We start from the raw sequence: 21,999 nt of genomic DNA, 5'->3' as shown, positions 1-21,999 counted from the left end.
AGAAATTAGAAATTATTATTTTTATTCCTAACTCCTCACTCTTAACTCCTAACTTTGTTCCTAACTAACTTAAAAGGAAATTATCAAATAATTATTCTGAAACTTTGCTCCAGCAACAGGTCTGCCGCTTAGAGCCGGGGGTAAGGGAATATTGCGCCGCTGATCTCCTGCTTCCACCGTGACTTCTGGCCCATATTGGGTGAGTTTGACCTGCTTTTTGTCAAATCCTGGCAAGAATAAGCGTACTTGACGATTGGGGATGTTTATTTCAATTGGTTTGGGAGCCTGTAACGCTTGTAGTTCAAAGTTGGGTAGGGCGTCTATTAGTGGTTGCCACTCACCTGTTGGCAAGTCGGGAACAACGCTCACATGTAAGGGTATAAATTCCTCTGACAGATTGACATTCGCCTCCGTAGACACAAGCAGAACACCACCGACAGTTAAACCAATTTGTTGAGCACTACCCCACAAATAACGAGCATTTGCTACTTCAATTGGATCTCCTGTGGTCACTAAGAAAGCAGCGAGACGTTTGGGGTCAGCAAGAGCGGATCTCCCCTTTTCTAAGAAACTATTGACTTGGTTAGTGGGCCCTGCAAAGTTATCTGCTGTCCAGTTGACATTGAAAAAACTGCTAATCAGCGGTTGAATCAAAGGCGATTCAGTAATCGTCTTCCCCAAATCGGAGTTGACAAACAATTGCCGAAATCGCCGGACATACCAACTGAGAGATTCTGGCAAACCCAACATTCGCAACGTTAAAGAGTCACCCGTGCCATCGTAGACGATCGCGTCATATTTGCCACTGGCATCATATTCGCGGATAGCATTCAGGGCTAGGGCGCTGTCCATACCTGGTAATGCTACCAGTTCTTGACCAAAAACGTCTTTGAAGATGGGCGTGCGGAGATATTGCGCCTCAAGTTTCTTCACTTCGTCCCAGTTGCGTTCTAGTAGTACAGATGTTTTAAACTGGACTGCTTGCAGATTGGGAGCGATTTCCTGGGGATCGGCAGCAATGGGAGTACCCAGCAAGATTTGCAATGTTGGTTCTGCTTGTCCTGCTAGGAGTACACGCTTGCCTTGATTTGCCAATAATTTGGCGGCGGCGATCGCAATTTTGGTACGAGCGGTGCCGCCTTTGCCCAAAAATGTCAATATTAGAGCCATGACTTGATTCCTATTTTCACCGCCGAGCTTTTCAACTCCAACTTAGCACTCAACAAAGACTATCAGCCTGTGCTTTCAACTTCAGATTCCCAGAAAAACCCGGATCTGAGTTCTTTACTACTACACAGGTTTGATTTCATCTTCAAAAAACCAAGTGGAAAAATTGTCGTCAAACAACACCACTACACCGATCCCAGCATCAATGACTTTGTAGCCTTGGATGATACCCACTTGTCCGAGTTTTTTCACAACGGGGGGAGAAACGCGATCGCGCAAACGAAAGACTTTAACCTTTTGTCCGATTTCCATGCCTGATTACAATGCAATAAACCTTCGTCTCAGTGTACCGGAATCCGTGACTCTGCTCTCACAAATTCAGGGGAGATGAGAGAGATGAGGGAGAAAATTCCAAACTGTTGACCTAACAGCTTAAAATTAAATCAACAATCAAACAGGTACATACCCAATGTTTGTCACAGCGCAACAGCTAGAACAGCAGATGCCCGATGCAACTCGGTTGTTAAGTGATGAGCCGGAGATGGAAACTTCATTGCACTATATGCAGCTACTGCTGCTAGTAACTTGTCTGGAGTGGCTGTGGCGTGACTGTAATGATTTCTTTATAGGTGCGAATCTAACAATTTATTTTAGCCGTCAGCAGTTGCGAAATCGAGATTTTCGAGGCCCAGACTTTTTTTTGGTCAAAGACACCGAAAAGCGATCGCGCAATTCCTGGGTAGTCTGGGAAGAAGACGGTCGTTATCCAGATTTGATTATTGAATTACTTTCTGAAAGTACGGCTGATATTGACCGGAATTTAAAGAAAAATCTCTATGAAAATCGATTTCACACACCAGAATATTTTTGGTTTTCGCCGGAGAATTTGGAATTTGCGGGTTTTGAATTGGTAGGCAACAAGTATCAGGAAATTACACCAAATGCGCGGGGATGGTGTTGGAGCGATGTGCTTAGGCTGTATTTAGGCGTAGAAGGAGGTAAATTACGCTACTTTACACCCGATGGTGATTTAGTTCCAACACCAGAGGAAGCTGCTATTGCGGCACAGCAACAGGCATCAGAAGCCCAGCGACAAGCATCAGAGGCACAGCAACAAGCATTAGAAGCGCAGCAACAAGCATCAGAAGCACAGCAACAGGCATCTGAGGCAGAATTGCAGTTGGAACAAGAACGGCTGCGATCGCAACGGTTGGCGGAACATTTGCGATCGTTGGGAGTTAATCCAGATAGCTTGAGTTAAGTAACAAAGGTAGTAGTCATGCATCAAACAGATCCACCCCGTCCGCCACAAGAAACAATGCCTACGATGTATGATTTACCTAGTGAATTAGTCGGGGAATCAGGTTTGCCAGATGAATTTCACCGCATTCAGGCGGATTTGCTCAGTGAGACTTTTCAGCCTCTCACTTAATCCATCTGAGGAAACTTTACTTGCTAGTGACTTAAATCTTTATTACGACCCCCGCCATCCTTTGTGGTACAAGCGTCCTGATTGGTACATGATTTTAGGAGTACCTAGTGCTAGCCAACAGCAAGACCTACGCTTAAGTTACGTCATTTGGCAAGAGGGGATTGATCCATTTTTAGTAGTTGAATTACTTTCACCAGGTACAGAACAAGAAGACTTAGGAAAAACACTGCGGGAAGTAAACCGACCCCCAACAAAGTGGGAAGTATATGAACGCATTTTGCGAGTTCCCTACTACGTTGTCTACGATCGCTATAAAAATCATTTGCGTGCTCTTTAAACTCATGGGCACTCGCTACGAGGCAATATCTTTACCAGAGAACCGCTTCTGGTTGGAGGAGTTAGAACTAGGATTGGGTCTTTGGCAAGGCACTTATCAGCAGACAACGGGTTTGTGGTTACGTTGGTATAATGCAGCAGGTTGGGTGCCGACGCGAAGAGAACAAGCAGAACAAGAACGTCAACGGGCAGAGCGATTGGCAGAATATTTGCGATCGCAGGGAGTCGACCCAGATAGCTTGAGTTAAGCAAAAACTTGCTCCCTTGACAAATAAAGCAGCATTATCGACAAAAATTATATTTGTAGTCAAAAAACACTTGGGAATAGCCGATTTATTGTACAATCACCAAGACAATTTAGGTATTATTTTCTAGTACCGATATATTTTCCAAAGAATACAAGCGTACTTTGATAGCTATGAAGCTTTCTGGAGAGGAATTAGGTGTGTAGATAGGGAAGGAGGAAGGATAAATTGTTACAGAAAATGCAAGTATTTGTACATAAGGCAGGGAAGCTTAGGCGCATTCTGCCGATAAATGAACGGTTGTGGGTAAAGTTTGACTTACTCAGAACTTTGGTGCGTCGGGATTTAGAGGCGCGGTATAAGGGTTCTGTTTTGGGCAATTTGTGGCCTTTACTAAATCAGCTATCACAATTATTGATTTACACTTATGTGTTTTCGATTGTACTAAAGGTAAAGTTAACTCTCAAAGGTTTACCAGAAAATAACTTCATCTTTGGTTTATGGTTGTTTGCGGGTTTGCTTCCCTGGATTGCTTTTACAGGGGGTTTGATGCAGTCTGCTAGTTCAGTTATAGTACAGCCAAACTTAGTCAAGAAGATTGTATTTCCCCTAGCTTTGTTACCAATTGTGCCAGTTTTATCAACGTTTATTGAGAGTTCCTTTGGTTTAATGGCGTTGATTTTTTTTGTAGCGGTAAGTTCTCATACTTTACATCCTACTTTGGCGCTATTACCCTTGGTATGGCTAACACAGTTATTACTAACAGCAGGATTGGGTTATTTAGCAGCAGGGCTAACGGTATTTTTGCGAGATATACCGCAGACTTTAACAGTGATTTTAAATCTTTGGTTATATCTGACACCAATTGTTTATCCAGCGTCAGCAATTCCCGAAAAATGGCGGGGATGGGTATTTTGGTTAAATCCTATGACGGCTATAGCTGAAGTTTATCGCGACTTAATTTTACTTGGGGAGGTTAAACATTGGTATGAGTGGGGAGTTGCTACTGCGATCGCAGCGATCGTATTTTATTGTGGATTTTCCATGTACAAACGTTTGCGTCCCGCCTTTGCTGATGTATTGTAAATATGGCAAATTAATTGCTTTTTAATTGTGGTGTCAGAATTTTGAGGATTGACAGCAAAAGCATGGGAGAAAAAATTGTAATTTCCCTAAAAAATGTCTCGAAGTGCTACAAGCGATATACTCATCCGGTTGATCGGCTAAAAGAGCTGCTCTTACCAGCAAAAACTTATGCTCAAGAGTTTTGGGCAGTACGGGATGTCTCTTTTGAGGTGATTAAAGGTGAGACTATGGGCATTATCGGACGCAATGGTGCGGGTAAATCCACACTCCTGCAACTGATTTGCGGAACTTTGACCCCAACGAGTGGAGAACTGCAAGTTAATGGCAGAGTTGCAGCTTTGCTAGAGTTGGGTGCTGGCTTTAACCCAGAATTTACAGGTAGAGAAAACGTCTATATGAATGGCGCAATCATGGGCCTTTCTAGACAAGAGGTGGATGAGCGCTTCGATCAGATTGCTGCTTTTGCTGATATTGGAGATTTTATCGATCAGTCGGTTAAGACATATTCCAGTGGGATGTATGTACGGCTGGCTTTTGCATCAGCAATTCATGTTTACCCTGATATTTTAATTGTGGATGAAGCTTTGGCTGTAGGAGATATGTTCTTTCAGGCAAAGTGCATGGCGCGGATGCGTCAAATGATGGATTCGGGAGTTACAGTACTTTTTGTTAGTCATGATATAGGTTCGGTCAAGAGTCTTTGTCAGCGATGCGCTTTTATAGAACACGGTCAACTAATAAATATTGGGAAAGCTTCACTAGTAGTAGACAATTATTTAAATAATATTCGTAAGACTACTAATCAAGAATTAAAAAAACAATTATTAGAAACAGTAACAAATGTAGAAACTCTTTCTAATAATTTATACCAGCAGCGAAATAATCAATTAAAAATAACCTCAGATTTTGAAATTTTAGTCAAAACTGATCGAGAAGTCAATTTTGGTGATGGTACTTACCGTTATGGAGATGGCGGAGCCAAGTTATTAGATATAAAAATCTTGAATAGTCAACACCAAGTAACAGAGCAGTTAGACTACAAAGAAGATTTTTATATTCAAGCTTCTATTTTATTTGAAAAAGAATTTTCCACTTTTTGTGCTGGATATTTAATTAAAGACTTAAAGGGAATTGAGATTATTGGTAGTACAACTACTACTGAAAATCTTGATATGCCTGCTGTACAACCAGGAGAAGTATATATTATTGAGACGAAAACACTCAATATTTTGAATGAGGGAATTTACACAATAGTTTTTGGAGTAGAATTACCAGTCATGCCTAATGAGCAACATATTTATCTAGATATAGTAGACAACTGTGTAGTATTTAAAGTTAATGCTCCGATGAATCCAATGCACCGATTTTGGTCAAGGGCTTATGCGCCTGTCAAAATCGATTTCACGAAAGTTAGCGAATAAACTTTTTCATAAATATGATTAGTAAAACTGCTGTAGTAGAAACCAGTTTAATTGGGAATAATACAGAAATCAAAGATTTTGTAGTTATTGCTGCGGATGTCAGATTAGGAAATAATGTAATTATTCATCCTCATGTAACTATTGAATCAGGTGTTGTCATTGGCAATGGAGTAGAAATATTTCCAGGAGCTTATCTGGGAAAAGAGCCAAAAGGAGCGGGTGCAACCGCAAGAAAGCAGGAGTTTAGAAAAGAGTTATTCATACATGATAATTGTTCTATCGGGCCTAACTGTGTAATTTATTATGATGTTGAGATTGGTAAAAATACTTTAATTGGTGATAATGCTTCGATTAGAGAAAAAGTAAAAATTGGTGAATTTTGTATTCTGAGCCGAGGGGTGACTATTAACTATAATACCAAGATTGGCAACCGGACAAAAATTATGGATCTAACCCACATTACGGGTAATTGTGAAATTGGTGATGATGTATTTATTAGCGTGCTAGTTGCTACAACTAATGACAATGCTATTGGTAAACTTGGATATGATGAAGAACGTATTCAAGGGCCAAAAATTAGTAACAAAGTAGCTATTGGTGCAGGAGCTAATATTCTTCCTGGAGTATACCTTGGAGAAGATTCTATTATTGCTGCGGCATCAGTAGTCAACAAGGATGTTCCTCCTGGGAAGATGGTTGCAGGTAATCCGGCAAGAGTAATTAAAACTATTAGTTGATTAAGTAATGCTTCCAACTATCCGAACAGATATTAATAATTCTAATCATTTAGATGCACTACTTGCTCTGCGTGGTTTTGCATGTTTAATAGTAGTAATTCCTCACTGTAGCCCTCCTAGAAATGCGATTTTTTATAAAGGTTATGACCTGAGTTGGCTAACATTTAGTCCAGGAGGTGTAGGCGTCTGGATTTTCTTTTCTCTGTCAGGATATTTAATGGGTAAAGCTTTTTACACTGAACGTTATACTGCCGATGTACCAGGAGTTATCAATTTTTGGCGTAACCGATTGTTGAGAATCTGTCCTCTCTATTATTTTGCTGTATTGATTTTGGCTCTATTCGTTTATACCGATATTCTTAAAATAGAAAACTGGGGATATTTGTTTAGAATAATTACGTTCACATATAATCAGTCATTGCCACCAACATGGAATGGAGCGATGTGGTCTTTGTCAACAGAAGTACAGTTCTACATACTTGTTCCCTTCTTATACATTCTTCTGTTACATCGTTTAGTTAGTAGAAAACAGATTTTCATTACAGCTATTCTCATCATTTTTTTTACTTTTGTTGTCAAGCTTATATTTTGGATTAGTTTACGTCATCAAATTAGTGAGGAAATCAAATACGTAATTCAATATTCCTATACTCCATTAGTGACAAATATGGATTTGTTCTTGTGTGGTTTTATAGTGAATGGATTACTTTTTCATCATAAAAAAATGAAAGTACCTCAATCATATATGAAATATTTCGCTGTTATATTGCTCATTACTCTTTATATATTGACTGCTCATCACTTGTATCATCAAGAGCTATGGAATTTACCAGAGCGTGCTGGCAAAGGTATAAGGACATTTACAAGCTTTTTTATTTGGCAACCAATAACTGCATTAATCACATCTTTTTTCATATTTGTATTTGAATTTGACATTTATCAACCTTCAATAAAAAATGAAACTTTATCATTTAGCGCTATCTTAAGAAATCCATTAAGAGTTATGGAGTTGTTTGGAAATCTATCATATGGTGTATATATATGGCATCTACCAATTGTCACAAAAATTAGTACTATATTTACATCAGAAATCCCTATTGAGGCATTTTATAGAAGGTTAATTGCTACTCTCATTTTATCAACTTTGTTAGCATCTATTACATACTTTATAATAGAAATTGCATCTAGTAGGTGGAAGACATACCAAAAGATTTAAATTATCAAATATTAGTCAATATCTATAGGGCAAAAGGTAGTATAAATTAGTAAATTATATTTAGTTGAAATTGATAAAATATTTAAAATTCTTGGATAAAATTATTACGACTTATTTTTTAATCAGAAAAACTATTTATGATTGTTAACTGTAAAATTATTGATTTTCCTAAAATCACCGACCCACGAGGAAACTTAACTTTCATTGAAAGTAAAAGGCACATTCCATTTGAGATTCAGCGAGTTTACTACTTATATGATGTTCCTGGAGGTGCTGAACGAGGCGGACATGCCCATAAAGAGTTACAGCAATTGATTATTGCTATGTCTGGAAGCTTTGATGTAATTTTAGATGATGGTTATGAGCAAAAACGCTACCACCTGAATCGCTCCTATTATGGACTCTACATCTGTCCTATGATCTGGAGAGAAATTGACAACTTTTCCTCTGGTTCTGTCTGTATGGTTTTAGCTTCTACTTTTTATGACGAAGCTGACTATTACAGAGATTACCAGGAATTTATAGCAAATGTACGAGTGGAGACTAATGAAACTGCTATTTCTTGATTTCAAAACTTGTTATCTCGAACTTAAAAAAGAAGATTAAGATTTACCCAATTAAAATTCGTTATCTAAAACATCAATTCATTCAAGCATTAATAACAACTCTAGGATGAGGATTTATAAATGGGACTAAATTCGCCTTTAATAAGTGTCGTTATGACTACTTATAACCATGAAAAATATATTGCTGAGGCTATTCAAAGTGTTCTAGAGCAGACTTTTACGGATTTTGAGTTGATTGTTGTCAATGATGGCTCCACCGATAGAAATGATGAAGTTATTAGAAGTTTTCAAGATAGTCGGATTGTTTATATTAATCAAGAAAATCAAGGTACGAGTACTGGTCTAAATCAAGGTATTATAGCAGCTAGAGGCAAGTATATTGCTTTAATGTCTGGGGATGACGTCTGTTATCCACAACGGTTAGAAAAACAATATCAATATTTATATACAAAGATTAATCAAGTAATTTTTTCTTCTGTTGATTTCATAGATGATGACAGTCATCCAGTCACAGGAAAGCATTTCGCTAGAAATTATTTTAATAATAGCAACAAAACTAGTGCAGAAATTCTCAACTACTTCTTCATGCAAGGTAACTATTTATGTGCTGTTACCGCTTTTTTAGAAAAAAAGATGTTATTGGAAGCTGGTTTATTCAACTTGGCATCCATTCAGCTACAAGATTTTGATATGTGGATAAAACTGGTTAAAAAATATGATATCTTCATCATGGAAGATAAGTTAGTCAAGTACCGAATCCGCCAAAATGAAGATAACTTAAGTCACCCAAATAACTCGGTTCGTTCTCTATTTGAACAATATCAAATATATCGAAATATTTTTGATGACGTTAATATTGAATTATTCAAAAAAGCTTTTGAAAAGAATATAAGAAAAAGTAATTTCCAAGAAGGTGCAGAGTATGAATTAGAAAAAGCATTTTTATACTTAAGTCATAGTTTGTCTTTAATCCAAAGTATTGGATATGAAAAGCTCTCTTGTCTTTTCCAAAATAAAAATATCTTATCGATAGCGAAGAATGAGTACAGTTTTACCTTACCGGATCTGTATAAAATGACAAATTCTCTCGATATATCAAACAGTAGAAAGATACAACAAATTCAGGCGGAACTGGATAATTTGCAATCGGAATTGCAACAAACTCAGGCAGAATTCGAGCGATCGCAATCGGAATTGCAACAAACTCAGGCAGAACTGGAGCGATCGCAATCGGAATTGGAGCAAACTCAGGCAGAATTCGAGCAGTTGCAGATGAAAAAATTAGGTTTATTTATCAAGGCTGCATTCGATAGTCCTGTAGAATGGAAGCAAGAAAACAGTAATATTTGTTTTTCTGGGTGGTGCTTCCATCCAAAGTTCAAGGTTACTAAATTAACACTATCCTGTGGTAAAATTGTCGGAGATTGTACCTACGGTTATCCTCGTAAAGACGTAGGACAAACTTATCCAGAATCGCCTAACAGCATCAATAGTGGATTTATTGTCAACATTGATGTGCCGCCTGGAAGCTGGAAAATTGCTTTAAATGCTTACTTAGAGTCAGGTGAGATAGTAACCTTTCCTGCATCTGAGGTGTTGGTTGTTTACCGCTTTAAGTTTTTGCAAAATTGGAAACTTAGATTTCAGAAATTAATCAAATTTGCCAAGTTGATCGTTAAGCGAATAATAGAAAGACGCGAACGACTCGGCCACTTCCCCACTTTGGGAGAGTTACCTTTATTAGCAAGGCGGGCGATCAACCTTTACAGACAACAAAAAAATTTAGATACAGATTTAACAACACTTCCTCCTGGTTTTCTGATTCCTCAACCCCTTGATGTTTATGAGGCGTGGTTAGAAATGAATGAGTTAAATGAGCGATCGATCGATCATCTAACTTATCGTTTAAAGGCAGCCAAAACCAGCCTCCCGAAGATTTCGGTGGTGATGCCTGTTTTCAATCCCCAAATTCCATTTCTGGAATCAGCTATTGCCAGCGTCATTAATCAGGTTTATGAAAACTGGGAACTTTGTATTGCTGACGATCGCAGCACCGATCCAGGAGTACGTTTAACTTTAAAGCGATGGGCTGCCAGTGATGAACGTATCCGCGTGGTTTTTCGAGAAGAAAACGGCAACATTAGCGCTGCAACCAACAGCGCTGCTAGTTTAGCTGATGCTGATTATTTAGTGTTTTTGGATCATGATGACGAGCTAACCTCTGATGCTCTTGGGGAAGTGGCTTTATATTTAGTAGAGCATCCAGAAACCGACTTTCTTTACTCAGATGACGACAAGATAAATACTAACGGTTGTCGCTTTGCCCCACAATTTAAACCGGATTGGTCGCCAGAGTTGCTATTGTCCTACATGTACCTCAGTCATTTATGCGTAGTTAAACGCAGTATTTTCCAGGAAATTAGGGGATTACGGGTTGGGTTTGAAGGGTCGCAAGACTACGATTTTGCCTTGAGAGCTACGGAAATTTCTCATCACGTTGGGCATCTGCCCTTAGTGTTGTATCACTGGCGAGCAGTTCCAGGCTCAACAGCAACATCGGGTTCTGCCAAACCAGCTAGCTTTACATCTGGACAAAAAGCTCTGCAAGAAGCACTAGAACGTCGAGGCATTTCGGGAACTGTCTATCATCCAGATTGGGCTGCAAAAGCAGGGTGTGGAATATTTGAATACCAATTTCCCGATCGAGGACCAAGCGTAACAATTATTATTCCGACAAAAAATCAGTTGACTTTACTGCAAGCATGTTTAAATTCTTTGAAAAAGACGACATACAAGAATTATCAAATTGTAGTGATTGATAATGAAAGCGACGATCCGAAAACACTGGCTTATCTAGACCAAATTCCTCATCAAGTTTTGCAGATTGGAAATGGCGGTGCTGGGTTTAATTTTGCTGCTATTAATAACCGTGCGGCCGAGCAAGTAGATAGCGATTATCTGCTATTTTTGAATAATGATACTGAGGTGATATCTCCCCATTGGCTAAGTCAAATGATGGGCTTGGCTTTATTTCAAGGGGTAGGAGCTGTAGGCGCTCGCTTGCTTTATCCCAATCAAACCATTCAACATGCTGGGATCATTCATGGTTTATATCACGGCTTGGCAGGGCCAGCTTTTAAAAATGTGCCTAGCTGGGATTCTGGTTATCTTTCATATGCAAAAGTTAACCGGAATTATTCGGCTGTTACGGCTGCGTGTCTGCTCACTTCTCGCCAGTTGTTTTTGGAATTAGGCGGGTTTGATGAGAAGCAGTTTGCGGTCGCTTATAACGATGTGGACTATTGTTATAGGTTACTAGAAAAGGGATACCGTTCGGTCTATTGCCCTACTGCCGAACTGCTTCATAAAGAAGGCGCGTCTAGAGGTTTTAGGGATGATCCCAGAGAACCAGCTGCCTTCAAACGTAAATACAATGACAAAATTGATCCTTGGTATAGCCCTCACTTGTCTTTAAATGACGAGCAGTTCAAAATCCAGCCCCGCAGAGTTGTACTTGGCTCAGTAAAGCCAATTAAGACTCTCGTATTTACTCATAATTTGAATTGGGAAGGTGCCCCTTACAGTCAGTATGAAGTAACTGTCAAACTTAAAGAAATGGGTGCGATCGATCCCATAATTTATTCGCCTCAAGATGGCCCTTTGAAGACAGATTATGAGAGCCAAGGAATTCCTGTATACGTGAAAGAACATCCACTTCAGGATGTAGTCACAAATAATGATTATAACCAAGCAATCTCTGTATTAGCAGTATTCATTGAAGAACTGAAAGTAGAGATAATTTATGGTAATACATTACAGACTTTTTACGCGATCGCCGCGGCCAAAAATTTAGGCATCCCCTCAATTTGGAATGTGCGAGAAAGTGAACCTTGGCAAACTTACTTCAATAATTTTGGGCAGGAAATTGCGGCTCGTGCTTTAGAATGCTTTCGCTTTCCTTACCGGGTAGTTTTTGTAGCTGATGCCACCAAACAAAGATACTTAGCTTTGAATAGCCATCACAATTTTACTGTTATTCACAATGGTCTAAATTTAGAAAGGCTAGAGGAAAAAAGCAAAACTTGGACAAAGGACAAAGCCAGAAAATTGCTGAATGTTAGTGAAGATGAAGTTATCTTACTCTTGCTCGGAACTGTTTGTGAACGCAAGGGACAACACGATCTAGCATTAGCGTTAGCACAACTCCCTCAGGAATGGCACGGTAAAGTCAGAGTTTTTATTGTAGGCGATCGCCCCAGTAGTTACAGTACTGAGTTGAAAAATCTTGTCACCCAACTACCAGAGGCGATCAGGCGAAAAGTGAGCATCGTACCAGAAACACCTGATATTGCCCAATATTACCAAGCCGCAGATATTTTTATCCTGACCTCTCGGATTGAAAGCTTTCCACGAGTCATTTTAGAAGCAATGGCTTATGGACTACCGATTATCACCACACCTGTATTTGGAGTGAAAGAGCAGGTACAACCAGGAAATAATGCTATTTTTTATGACCCTGGTAACTTAGAACAGTTAGCTGAAGCCATTTTACGTTTATTACAAGATGAAAAGATGCGATCGCGCTTTGCAGATAATTCTCGTCATGTATTAGGCTGTTTAAATAACTTTGAGGATATGGTGCAGAGTTATGCCCATATTTTTCGGGAAGCATATTTTAGTTCATGTTCTCCAACTAAAAAGTAAATTTTCTATGCCATTGTTTAATCTGGATACCCAAAATCAGGGAAAACTAAGCTATTTAACTAGATTTTCTGGTTGGTATATACCTCAAAAACCTCAAGATGTACAGTTAAGCTTGTATCTTAATCAAAAGCCTTATGCATCTCTATTTTATGGTAGTCATCGTCCAGATGTAGAAGCTGCTCAAAAGTAAAATTTATGAGCAATTATCAAATATACTACCAATTATTTACATTTTTTTAAAATGACTAAATCTTGATGCCCTAGAAAACTTTGTGTATATTGGTACAATGAAAAGTATTTTGTCCAGTTCTCCATTACATAATCTATAGTGTGAAATGCGGTTCCATAATAGCTTTGATCGTCTATAATTTCCCCAATTTTGTGCTCAGAACAAAAGAAAACAAAACCTTTCTCAAGAATATCTAGACAAAGCGGAGATTGCATTTTGCTAATGGCTTGAGTACCTAATATTGATATAACTAGAAAGCCATTTGGCTTCAATAGACGATGCAATTCTTGCAACCAAATAAATTGATTATGTTCGTTTAAGTGAGAAAATACAGAAATGCCAAATATTAAATCAAATTGCTCATCTAAATAAGGTGTTGGTGCTTGAGGTGAAACCTCAGTAAAAGCATTTTCTGCAATTAAATTTTTACACCACTGGATATTGTCACTATCAATATCACAACCAAAATACTCAAAATAACTATCATCGATGAAGTATCTTCCTAAGCCTGCACAACCGCACCCCCAGTCGAGTATTCTCAACTTATTACCATCGGGAAAAAGCGATAAAATTAAATCTCTCATTCTTTTAAAATGAGTATATCCATTTTTAATATAAATATGTATATCATTAGTACCATAAACACGCTCAACTTGTTCATTATCTGGTAGCGCATAGCGACCATTAATAGAATCGTTCGGATAGTGAAAAGAAGCAGCTATGGCTTCTTTTGAAGTTCCTGATCTATGAAGTTCAAATCTAAGTCCTTGTTCGAGATACTTTTGTCGCTCAATTTTTGAAAAAGAAATATTAGCTTTAAATCCAGAAACAAAACTCAAACATCCCAAATTTTGAAATGCTTCAACTACATCTGCGCGGTTATATGTTGAAACAGTTTCCATAAGCGCACCATTCACTTGCAGAGAGTATGTAGCAGAAACATTCTCTTTCAAAATCCAGCCATCAATTTCAATTAAATCCTGCTCAACTCTTACTTTGTCAATAGACCAATCAGGTAAACGAAATAAACAATGAGCTAAAACTTGCAGTGGATTAATAAATTCATCTTCAATACACAACGAATGAAGTATTTGACCATTTGATGAATTTAAAATTTCAATCCGATCATTTTTTGATAAAGTTATGGGAAATTTAAAGTAAAATTCATTTGTTTTTCCGTTGAAAAATACCGATTTCAAATTATATATTTTATCCTGATTGATTCTATAAGACAAACAATCTGAGGGCAAGGTAGTGGTATTCTCAGATGAAACAATACCTCGCACTAGATATTTACATACCATGCATCTATCAATCCACATTTCAATATTTCCTTTACATTTAATGTGATACTTTTTAAGCTGATCAGCAAGTTTTCTGATCTATAGATAATAATTTTTTTTTCAAATACCTCTAATTTCTTATCGTCAAAGTTTTATAAATTATAATTATAAAAATTATTTTAGCATCATAGTAATCAAGGCTAAATGCTAAATCATGAAATATATGCTCTAAAAATAGCAGATCATATTATACTAAGATAAATTTCTCAACAAAGCTTAATAGTAAAATACTTAATATAGGACTAATATTTTATTTCTGAAAAGATACGTAGGGTGTTTTATCGCCGAGAGGACTGCACCAAATCCTTACGAATGGTGCGTTACGGAAGCCGTAATACACGCTACGTATACTTAGGCTTTTTCAAAAATAAAATAGTATTGCTATAAACGAAGTCAGTGTATTATATTTTACTTTGATAAAATAACAAAAGTGGAGAGGAATTATGTGTAGTATTGTTGGCTTAATCGATATAAATCTAGAAAAGATTCCTAATGCCTTAATAGCGACTATGCAAGATGTGATGCTTGCTCGTGGCCCTGATGGATCTGGAAACTTCATTGAAGGTTCTATGGGGATGGCAATGCGTCGCCTTTCTATTATTGATTTAGAACAGGGCTGGCAACCTCTCACCAGTCAAGATGGACAAATTATTGCTTTTCAAAACGGTGAAATTTATAACTACCAAAAGCTAAAAAAAGAACTAGAACAGCAAGGTTTTGTCTTTAAAACTAACAGCGATACAGAAGTTTTGGCTCATGGCTTTGCCCAATGGGGAATTGACGGACTACTAGAAAAAATCGACGGGATGTATGCGATCGCCATTCTCGATCGTAGAAGTCGGGAGCTGCATCTTGCTAGAGATCGCTTTGGAGAAAAGCCACTTTTTTACTGCTACGCCCTTGGGCGTTTTGCTTATAGCTCAAATATGTTAGCTTTGGCAGCATTGCCGTGGGTTAATAACGAGATAGATCCTGTGAGTTTAGATCGCTATCTAGCGCTACATTTTGTCCCTGGCGATCGCACGATTCTCAAAGATATTAAGCGAGTATTACCAGGTGAAAGGCTTTGCATTTCGGTAGACAACCCTGTACCACAAAGATTTCGCTACTATCAAATTCCCATTGATAAACAACGCCGCGTATCTGATGAAGAATTAGCTAAACAGCTAGAAAATGCTGTTGTGTCAAGATTAATTGCTGATGTACCTGTTGGTGTTTTTCTCTCAGGAGGACTCGACAGTTCAATTGTGGCAGCGATCGCCGCTCGGCACAATCCCCAAATAGATACCTTTTCTATGGGATTTTCTTCAAAAGACCATGATGAAAGCATTTATGCTCAGCAAGTATCTCAAGCTATTGGCAGTAATCATCATCATTTCATGTTTGATGACAACAGCTTTGCCCAATTGCTACCTGTGGTAGCTGCTGCTTTGGATGAGCCAATTGGCGATCAAGCCATGCTACCGCTTTACTGGCTGTGCAAAGAAGCAAAGCAACACGTCACTGTGGTGCTATCTGGAGAAGGTGCAGATGAAATATTTGCCGGATACAGTTACTATAATCGTTTTGCCTCCAAAAAAAGTTGGAAAAACAGCCTTAAGGCATTATTGGTGCGATCGCCTGATACATCGGAATCATATCAAAGTTTAGTGCATAATCCTTTGCCAATCACACCTTCTGGATTTCCGTTGTTGTCAGATGCAGCACAGCGCGAACAACTCATGGGGCGATCGCGTTCTGAAATGGATGAGTGGGAACGCGACTTGCTATCTTGGCTAGACTCTGCTGCAAACCCTTTGCAAAAAGCCAGTAGTGCAGATATGGCAACTTGGCTACCTGATGATTTGTTGGTGAAATATGACAGGATGGCAATGGCTCATAGTTTAGAAGGACGTGCCCCATTTTTGCAGCCACAACTAGTTGAAATTGGACTAAATCTACCAGAGCGTGAGAGAATGTCGAACGAAATAAGCAAAATCGCTCTGCGTCGCGTGGCTGGGCGTTGGTTACCTAAGGAAATCATGCAGCGTCGTAAACAAGGGTTTGTACTACCTATGGCAAATTGGCTAAAACAGTGGTTTGAGACTCATGGTGGAGTTGATAATTATTTTGCTGGAATACACTTTCCAGGATTAGATATTAACCAAATATGTCAAATGGTAAAGGTTGATCTTCAGCAAGGTATTATTCGAGAACGCTTTATTTTTGCTCTGATACTTCTAATTGAATGGTATAGAAAATTTGAGTTGAGATTATCAGTGTTGCGTGATGATTACATGAGATTTTTTTAGTAAAATTTTCTTGAGCCACACCTACAATTCACTATCAAGCTAAAAGTTAGCTAATATCTAATTTCTCAAGTGCAGATTCGCGAAAAAACTGTTCTTTTAGCAAAGAAAAACTTACCTAAAAACCCGGCACTACTTTAGACTATTACACTTTCAGTATAGTTAATAGCATTTATACAAAACTATCTTTTCAAATCACAATTAATTAATGGCAGTAGTCAAAATGATACAAAATATCAGACAATCTTCAAATATGTATAACAAACCTCTTCCATTCCCAAAAACAAAGATACTCTTATTAGTTGCTTATTCCCTACCAGTTATTCTAGTTTTCTGGTTTGTTAGTACCTTCAGCGTCAACGTACCTTATTGGATTGACGAATGGCAACAAGTAGAATTTTTTGAGAAAATTTATAGAGGTACTGCAAACTTCGGAGATTTTTTTGAACAACACAATGAGCATCGTATTTTTTTCCCAAAAATAATATTTATTATCCTTGCATTATCCTCCAAGTGGAACATTAAATTGGAGACTTACTTTAGCCTTTTACTGGCTTTAGTAAATTTCCTTATTTTGTATAGAATTGCAATTTGTACTTACAATAAGGATAATAAAATATTATTTCATTTATTTAATTTTACAATTTGTATTGTAAATTTTTCTTTAATTCAGTCCGAGAATTGGTTATGGGGATTTCAAATAGCTTGGTTCTTAATAAATACATGCCTACTACTAGCAGTTTTTATTCTTACAGTACCAACAAATTTGCATCCTAATTCCAGACTATCACTTGCATCTCTTTGCTGTTTTATTGCTAGCTTTTCGTTGGCTCATGGATTACTGTCTTGGCTGGCACTACTACCATCAGTATACTTAGTTGAAGGGAGGAGTAAACAAAAAAAAATCAGGGTTTTAGTATGGATAGTACTTTTTGTTTTTTGTGTTGCTATTTACTCTATTGGTTATGAAAAACCCTCTACTCTTCCTAATATATTCTTTATTTTCCAGCAGCCATTAATTGCATCTGAATATTTCTTCTCTATCATAGGTTTTTCATTAGGCAAAAATAGTTGGAATCCTATAATTACTGGGTTAATAATATTATTATTATTTTCATTTTTTAATATTTTCTGTTTCAAACATTATCAATCAGAGTTTGTCAATAAAGCAGTCCCTTGGCTATCATTGGGTTGGTTTGCCATTTTATTTGCATTAATGACTACTGTTGGTAGATCTGGTTTTGGTGTTGAGCAAGCTACTTCATCAAGATATGTAACTGTTTCAATATTATTAGTCATATCTTGCCTACAACTGTGTCGATTATGGGTTTTATATAAATGCCAAGATAAAAACACATACATAGATACATATATATTTTCAGGATTTTGCCTGGGATTTCTAATATCGCTTTTTGTTTTTAGCTCTACGAATAGCATTGTAGAAGGTCAAAATGTTTTTAGTCAGAGAAAAGCTAGTAAAAATTGCTTAGAAATTATAAATTATATAGATAAATCTATCAGTGATTCACCTGGTAACTGTTTACAGTTTATTTACCCAGATACATTGCAGCTACGAGAACTAAGTAAAACTCTTGAAAAATTAGAGTTTAGAAATTTTCCTCGAAATATAACTTTTATCACTAAACCTGAAAAACTTCACGGTTACATTGACTTTCCCCCAACAATAGAACAAGTATTAAATCTACGCAGAAGCGATACTTTAAAGTTGTCGGGTTGGGCTATTCTTCCTGAACGTCAAGAACAGCCACCCATCGTTTTACTATCCTATGGCAATAATCAATCATTTTTTGCCAGTGGGCTGATAAATGCAAAAAGACCTGATGTAGCTACAGCTTTAAAGTCAAGTCTTTATGAGACATCAGGTTGGGAAGCAAATATTTCTCTAAAATCTATACCACCAGGTGAAACTGTAATTAAGGCTTGGGTTTATGACCGAATCGGTCAACAGTTCATACAGTTGAATAGTGAACCAAAGATTAAAGTGCTGGAGTAAAAAAGAAACCTACTTTAGTAACGATTGCATTTATTATTGGGATTGTCAAGGGAGGAATAGAGCCAAAATGCTAAAAAAAATGTTTCCCTCAAAAATACTAAAGTTTTTACTAGGTGGTGGCTTAGCGGCAGCGCTAAATTTAGCACTGATTTATTTAATAATTGACAAGTTAGGATTCAATACAGCTTTTTTGCGTAATATCGCCAATGTAATATCAATTGAAATATCTCTAATATTTGGCTTTTTTATATACCGAACTTGGGTTTGGACTGGGGGCGTTTGGAGCCTTAGAGAAGTATTTTTACGACAACTTCCGCTTTACCATGTTTCTGCTGGAGTTGCAGTCATTACTCGCATTTTCCTTATCTTCCCTATTTTAGATTGGTTAAAAGTTAACTATGCCATAAATACTCTAATAGGCGCACTTTTAAGCGCCTCAATTAACTATTTGATTAGCGATCGCTTTGTATTTAAAACACCAAAACAAAAAAATCATAACAAATCACAAACAGACAATTCGCCAGATACATATTATCCCGAATCATTTTCTCCAGCTTTATCAGTAAATTCTGGATTCAAAAAAGCTGTTCTAAATATCGTAGATAATTCTGTAAAATCTATCAAGACTTTATCAATAGTAATTCCAGCCTACAATGAAGAAGACTGCATAGTTAAAACTGTTCAGACTATTAGCCAAATTTTGGAACAGGAAAAAATAGATTACGAAATTTTAGTTGTTAACGACAACAGCAAAGATAAAACCGAAGAATTATTGCAGCAGATGAATTCGGAAAATAGCAAGCTGCGTTATCTCAATAATTATTATCCCAACGGCTTTGGCTTTGCAGTTCGCTGTGGGTTAGAAAATTTTACAGGAGATGCCGTAGCAGTGGTTATGGCAGATAGTTCAGATGCACCAGAAGATATCGTATCTTACTACCATAAACTGCAAGAGGGATACGATTGTGTTTTTGGTTCCCGCTTCATTAAAGGAGGTAAAGTAATCGACTATCCCAGTCACAAATTAATTGTAAATCGTTTAGCAAATCTTTTTATTCAAATCCTATTTGGCTTGAAATTTAACGACACTACTAATGCATTTAAGATTTATCGTCAAGAAGTTATTGAAGGTATCTCTCCATTAGTATCTCATCATTTCAATTTAACAGTAGAAATACCACTCAAAGCCATAGTCAGAGGATATTCTTATACAACTATTCCCATTACTTGGAGAAATAGAACCACAGGGGTTTCTAAGCTAAAGCTAAAAGAAATGGGTAGTCGATATTTGTTTATAGTTCTCTACATCTGGCTAGAAAAACATTTATCGCGTGGAGATTATCATCTCAGCAAAAAAAGACTGCTAATAAATCAAAGGTTGAAATCAAATGGCTGAGAATATTCTGATTTTAGGAGGAGCTGGTTTTGTTGGCAGTTCCTTAGCAATTAGTTTAAAAAAGCATCACCCGTTTTGGAAAGTTATATGTTTCGATAATCTCCGAAGGCGCGGTTCAGAATTAAACCTTCCCAGATTAAAAAAACTAGATATTGAGTTTATTCACGGTGATATTCGCTCTCCTAGCGATTTAGATCCTGGAATCTTTAATAACATCGATACCATCATTGATTGTTCTGCTGAACCTTCTGTCCTTGCAGGATTTACCTCTCCACAATACGTCCTGCAAACAAATTTATTAGGAACTATCAATGTCCTTGAACTAGCTAGACAAATTCATGCTCGTTTGCTCTTTCTATCCACTAGTCGTATTTATCCGATTGAAACGCTTAAGTCAGTTAACTTAGTAGAACTACCAACCCGCTTTAGCATTGCTCCTGAACAGACAATATCGGGAGTATCTCATCTTGGTATAGCAGAGGAATTTCCACTTCAAAGCTATCGTTCTCTTTATGGTACTACCAAACTTGCCTCGGAAATGCTAATCGAAGAGTATCGGCAAGCTTATGGTATTCAGGCAATAGTCAACCGTTGTGGTGTAATTACAGGGCCTTGGCAGATGGGTAAAGTTGACCAAGGTGTTTTTGTTTTGTGGTTAGCCGCACACTATTTTGAAAAATCTCTAAGCTACATAGGCTATGGCGGTACAGGTAAACAAGTTAGAGATTTATTGCATATTGAAGATTTGTTAAGTTTGATTAATTATCAATTAGAACATTTTTCAGAACTAGATGGAGATGTTTTAAATGTTGGTGGAGGTGCTGATAATAGTCTATCTCTATTAGAGACTACTAGATTATGCGAGGCAATTACTGGTAAATCTATTCCTATCAAATCAGAAGAAACGGCTAGACAAGGTGACATCCCCATTTATATTACGGATTCTTCCAAGATAAGCTCTAAGACCGGATGGAAACCAATCATCAATCCAGAACAAACTCTCGGAGATATTTATAATTGGATTATTGAGTATGAAACAACCCTGAAGCCAATTTTATCCTAAGCTGTTTATTAAAAACTAACTTTTTGTGCTCAAAAACCTATGAAACAAGATGAATACCTGAAAAAGCTTTACTCTAACCGTTTTGACCATCAACAAAGAAGAGCTAAAATAGCGCTGTGGAAAACCTTAATTGAGGAATTTTTGCAAAAGTATGTGGAAAATAACTCAATTACTTTAGATATTGGAGGAGGCTATTGTGAGTTTATTAATAATATTCAAGCAAGAAAAAAATATTTAATCGATCTCAATCCTGATTCTAAAAATTTTGCCAATCCTGATGTCAATGTTCTCAATCTGGATATTTTGAACTTAACAGAACAGAAGAAAATAACGGAACGCTTTGACAAAATCTTTGTTTCAAACTTTTTTGAACATTTAAGCAATAAGGAGGAGCTAATCGAAGTTTTGTTATTTTGCTTTAACTACCTCAAGCCTGGAGGAGCCATATTAATTATACAGCCAAACTTCAAGTATTCCATGAAGGAATATTATGATTTTATCGATCATCAATTACCAATTACCCATCTTTCTCTTCAAGAATTATTACATACTCTTGGGTTCAAAATTGATGTTTTAATTCCCAGATTTTTGCCATATTCAACTAAAGGTAGACCAGGATCGCCTAATTTATTGAAGCTTTATCTCAAATTACCATTCCTTTGGAATTTTCTAGGAGGGCAGATGTTTATCAAAGCAACTAAACCCTTCTAGTTTAACTCGGAGTGAAAGCCCATTTTATCCTAAACTGTTGATTGT

General features: G+C 37.3%; 16 protein-coding genes and 1 pseudogene. 14 read left to right on the top strand and 3 right to left on the bottom strand.

Annotated elements, in window-relative coordinates; all coding sequences use genetic code 11:
- Window positions 1-69: 69 nt before the first annotated feature.
- Together V7K30_RS06580 and petP are read right to left on the bottom strand one after the other, a co-directional pair.
- Window positions 70-1,170, bottom strand: a complete 1,101-nt coding sequence (locus V7K30_RS06580; RefSeq protein WP_334998295.1) for a Get3/ArsA fold putative tail anchor-mediating ATPase NosAFP — start codon at window positions 1,168-1,170, stop codon at window positions 70-72.
- Window positions 1,171-1,290: 120 nt separating this feature from the next.
- Window positions 1,291-1,479 (bottom strand): cytochrome b6f subunit PetP, encoded by a 189-nt coding sequence (gene petP / locus V7K30_RS06575; protein ID WP_334998293.1) that lies wholly within the window; start codon window positions 1,477-1,479, stop codon window positions 1,291-1,293.
- Window positions 1,480-1,636: 157 nt separating this feature from the next.
- Here petP and V7K30_RS06570 point away from each other — a divergent pair, with 157 nt between their 5' ends.
- The 9 genes and pseudogenes from V7K30_RS06570 (at window position 1,637) to V7K30_RS06530 (ending at window position 13,100) form a co-directional block, all read left to right on the top strand.
- Window positions 1,637-2,428, top strand: a complete 792-nt coding sequence (locus V7K30_RS06570; protein WP_334998291.1) for a Uma2 family endonuclease — start codon at window positions 1,637-1,639, stop codon at window positions 2,426-2,428.
- Window positions 2,429-2,446: 18 nt separating this feature from the next.
- A pseudogene (locus tag V7K30_RS06565) lies at window positions 2,447-3,183 on the top strand (Uma2 family endonuclease).
- A gap of 237 nt (window positions 3,184-3,420) precedes the next feature.
- Window positions 3,421-4,266, top strand: a complete 846-nt coding sequence (locus tag V7K30_RS06560) for an ABC transporter permease (protein WP_334866023.1) — start codon at window positions 3,421-3,423, stop codon at window positions 4,264-4,266.
- Between the two features lie 62 nt (window positions 4,267-4,328).
- The gene (locus tag V7K30_RS06555; protein ID WP_334998289.1) at window positions 4,329-5,687 is read left to right on the top strand and encodes an ABC transporter ATP-binding protein; all 1,359 of its coding nucleotides are present in this window, start codon (window positions 4,329-4,331) and stop codon (window positions 5,685-5,687) included.
- Window positions 5,688-5,701: 14 nt separating this feature from the next.
- Entirely contained in the window at window positions 5,702-6,424 is a 723-nt protein-coding gene (locus V7K30_RS06550) for an N-acetyltransferase (protein WP_334865589.1), read from the top strand.
- Window positions 6,425-6,431: 7 nt separating this feature from the next.
- The gene (locus V7K30_RS06545) at window positions 6,432-7,640 is read left to right on the top strand and encodes an acyltransferase family protein (RefSeq protein WP_334998287.1); all 1,209 of its coding nucleotides are present in this window, start codon (window positions 6,432-6,434) and stop codon (window positions 7,638-7,640) included.
- Window positions 7,641-7,777: 137 nt separating this feature from the next.
- Complete coding sequence (locus V7K30_RS06540; protein ID WP_334998285.1) at window positions 7,778-8,206, top strand: sugar 3,4-ketoisomerase; 429 nt, start codon at window positions 7,778-7,780, stop codon at window positions 8,204-8,206.
- A 120-nt stretch (window positions 8,207-8,326) separates the two neighbouring features.
- On the top strand, window positions 8,327-12,910 hold the full coding sequence (locus tag V7K30_RS06535; protein WP_334998283.1) for a glycosyltransferase: 4,584 nt from the start codon (window positions 8,327-8,329) through the stop codon (window positions 12,908-12,910).
- Between the two features lie 7 nt (window positions 12,911-12,917).
- Window positions 12,918-13,100: a hypothetical protein gene (locus V7K30_RS06530; protein WP_334865582.1), complete on the top strand. Its 183-nt coding sequence runs from the start codon at window positions 12,918-12,920 to the stop codon at window positions 13,098-13,100.
- 32 nt (window positions 13,101-13,132) lie between these two features.
- Here V7K30_RS06530 and V7K30_RS06525 read toward each other — a convergent pair whose 3' ends face one another.
- On the bottom strand, window positions 13,133-14,461 hold the full coding sequence (locus tag V7K30_RS06525; protein WP_334998281.1) for a class I SAM-dependent methyltransferase: 1,329 nt from the start codon (window positions 14,459-14,461) through the stop codon (window positions 13,133-13,135).
- Between the two features lie 464 nt (window positions 14,462-14,925).
- Here V7K30_RS06525 and asnB point away from each other — a divergent pair, with 464 nt between their 5' ends.
- The 5 genes from asnB (at window position 14,926) to V7K30_RS06500 (ending at window position 21,954) form a co-directional block, all read left to right on the top strand.
- On the top strand, window positions 14,926-16,773 hold the full coding sequence (gene asnB / locus V7K30_RS06520) for an asparagine synthase (glutamine-hydrolyzing) (RefSeq protein ID WP_334998278.1): 1,848 nt from the start codon (window positions 14,926-14,928) through the stop codon (window positions 16,771-16,773).
- Window positions 16,774-16,978: 205 nt separating this feature from the next.
- Window positions 16,979-18,784, top strand: a complete 1,806-nt coding sequence (locus V7K30_RS06515) for a hypothetical protein (protein ID WP_334998276.1) — start codon at window positions 16,979-16,981, stop codon at window positions 18,782-18,784.
- A 67-nt stretch (window positions 18,785-18,851) separates the two neighbouring features.
- The gene (locus V7K30_RS06510; protein ID WP_334998274.1) at window positions 18,852-20,180 is read left to right on the top strand and encodes a glycosyltransferase; all 1,329 of its coding nucleotides are present in this window, start codon (window positions 18,852-18,854) and stop codon (window positions 20,178-20,180) included.
- A complete protein-coding gene (locus V7K30_RS06505; RefSeq protein ID WP_334998272.1) occupies window positions 20,173-21,243 on the top strand; it encodes an NAD-dependent epimerase/dehydratase family protein in 1,071 nt (356 codons plus the stop codon). Before V7K30_RS06510 ends, V7K30_RS06505 begins: the two co-directional genes overlap by 8 nt.
- A 39-nt stretch (window positions 21,244-21,282) precedes the next feature.
- Window positions 21,283-21,954: a class I SAM-dependent methyltransferase gene (locus V7K30_RS06500; RefSeq protein ID WP_334998270.1), complete on the top strand. Its 672-nt coding sequence runs from the start codon at window positions 21,283-21,285 to the stop codon at window positions 21,952-21,954.
- The last annotated feature ends 45 nt before the right edge of the window (window positions 21,955-21,999 follow it).

The sequence above is a fragment of the Nostoc sp. genome (assembly GCF_036917655.1).
Taxonomy (GTDB): domain Bacteria; phylum Cyanobacteriota; class Cyanobacteriia; order Cyanobacteriales; family Nostocaceae; genus Nostoc.
This window is presented reverse-complemented; position numbering and strand designations above follow the sequence as displayed.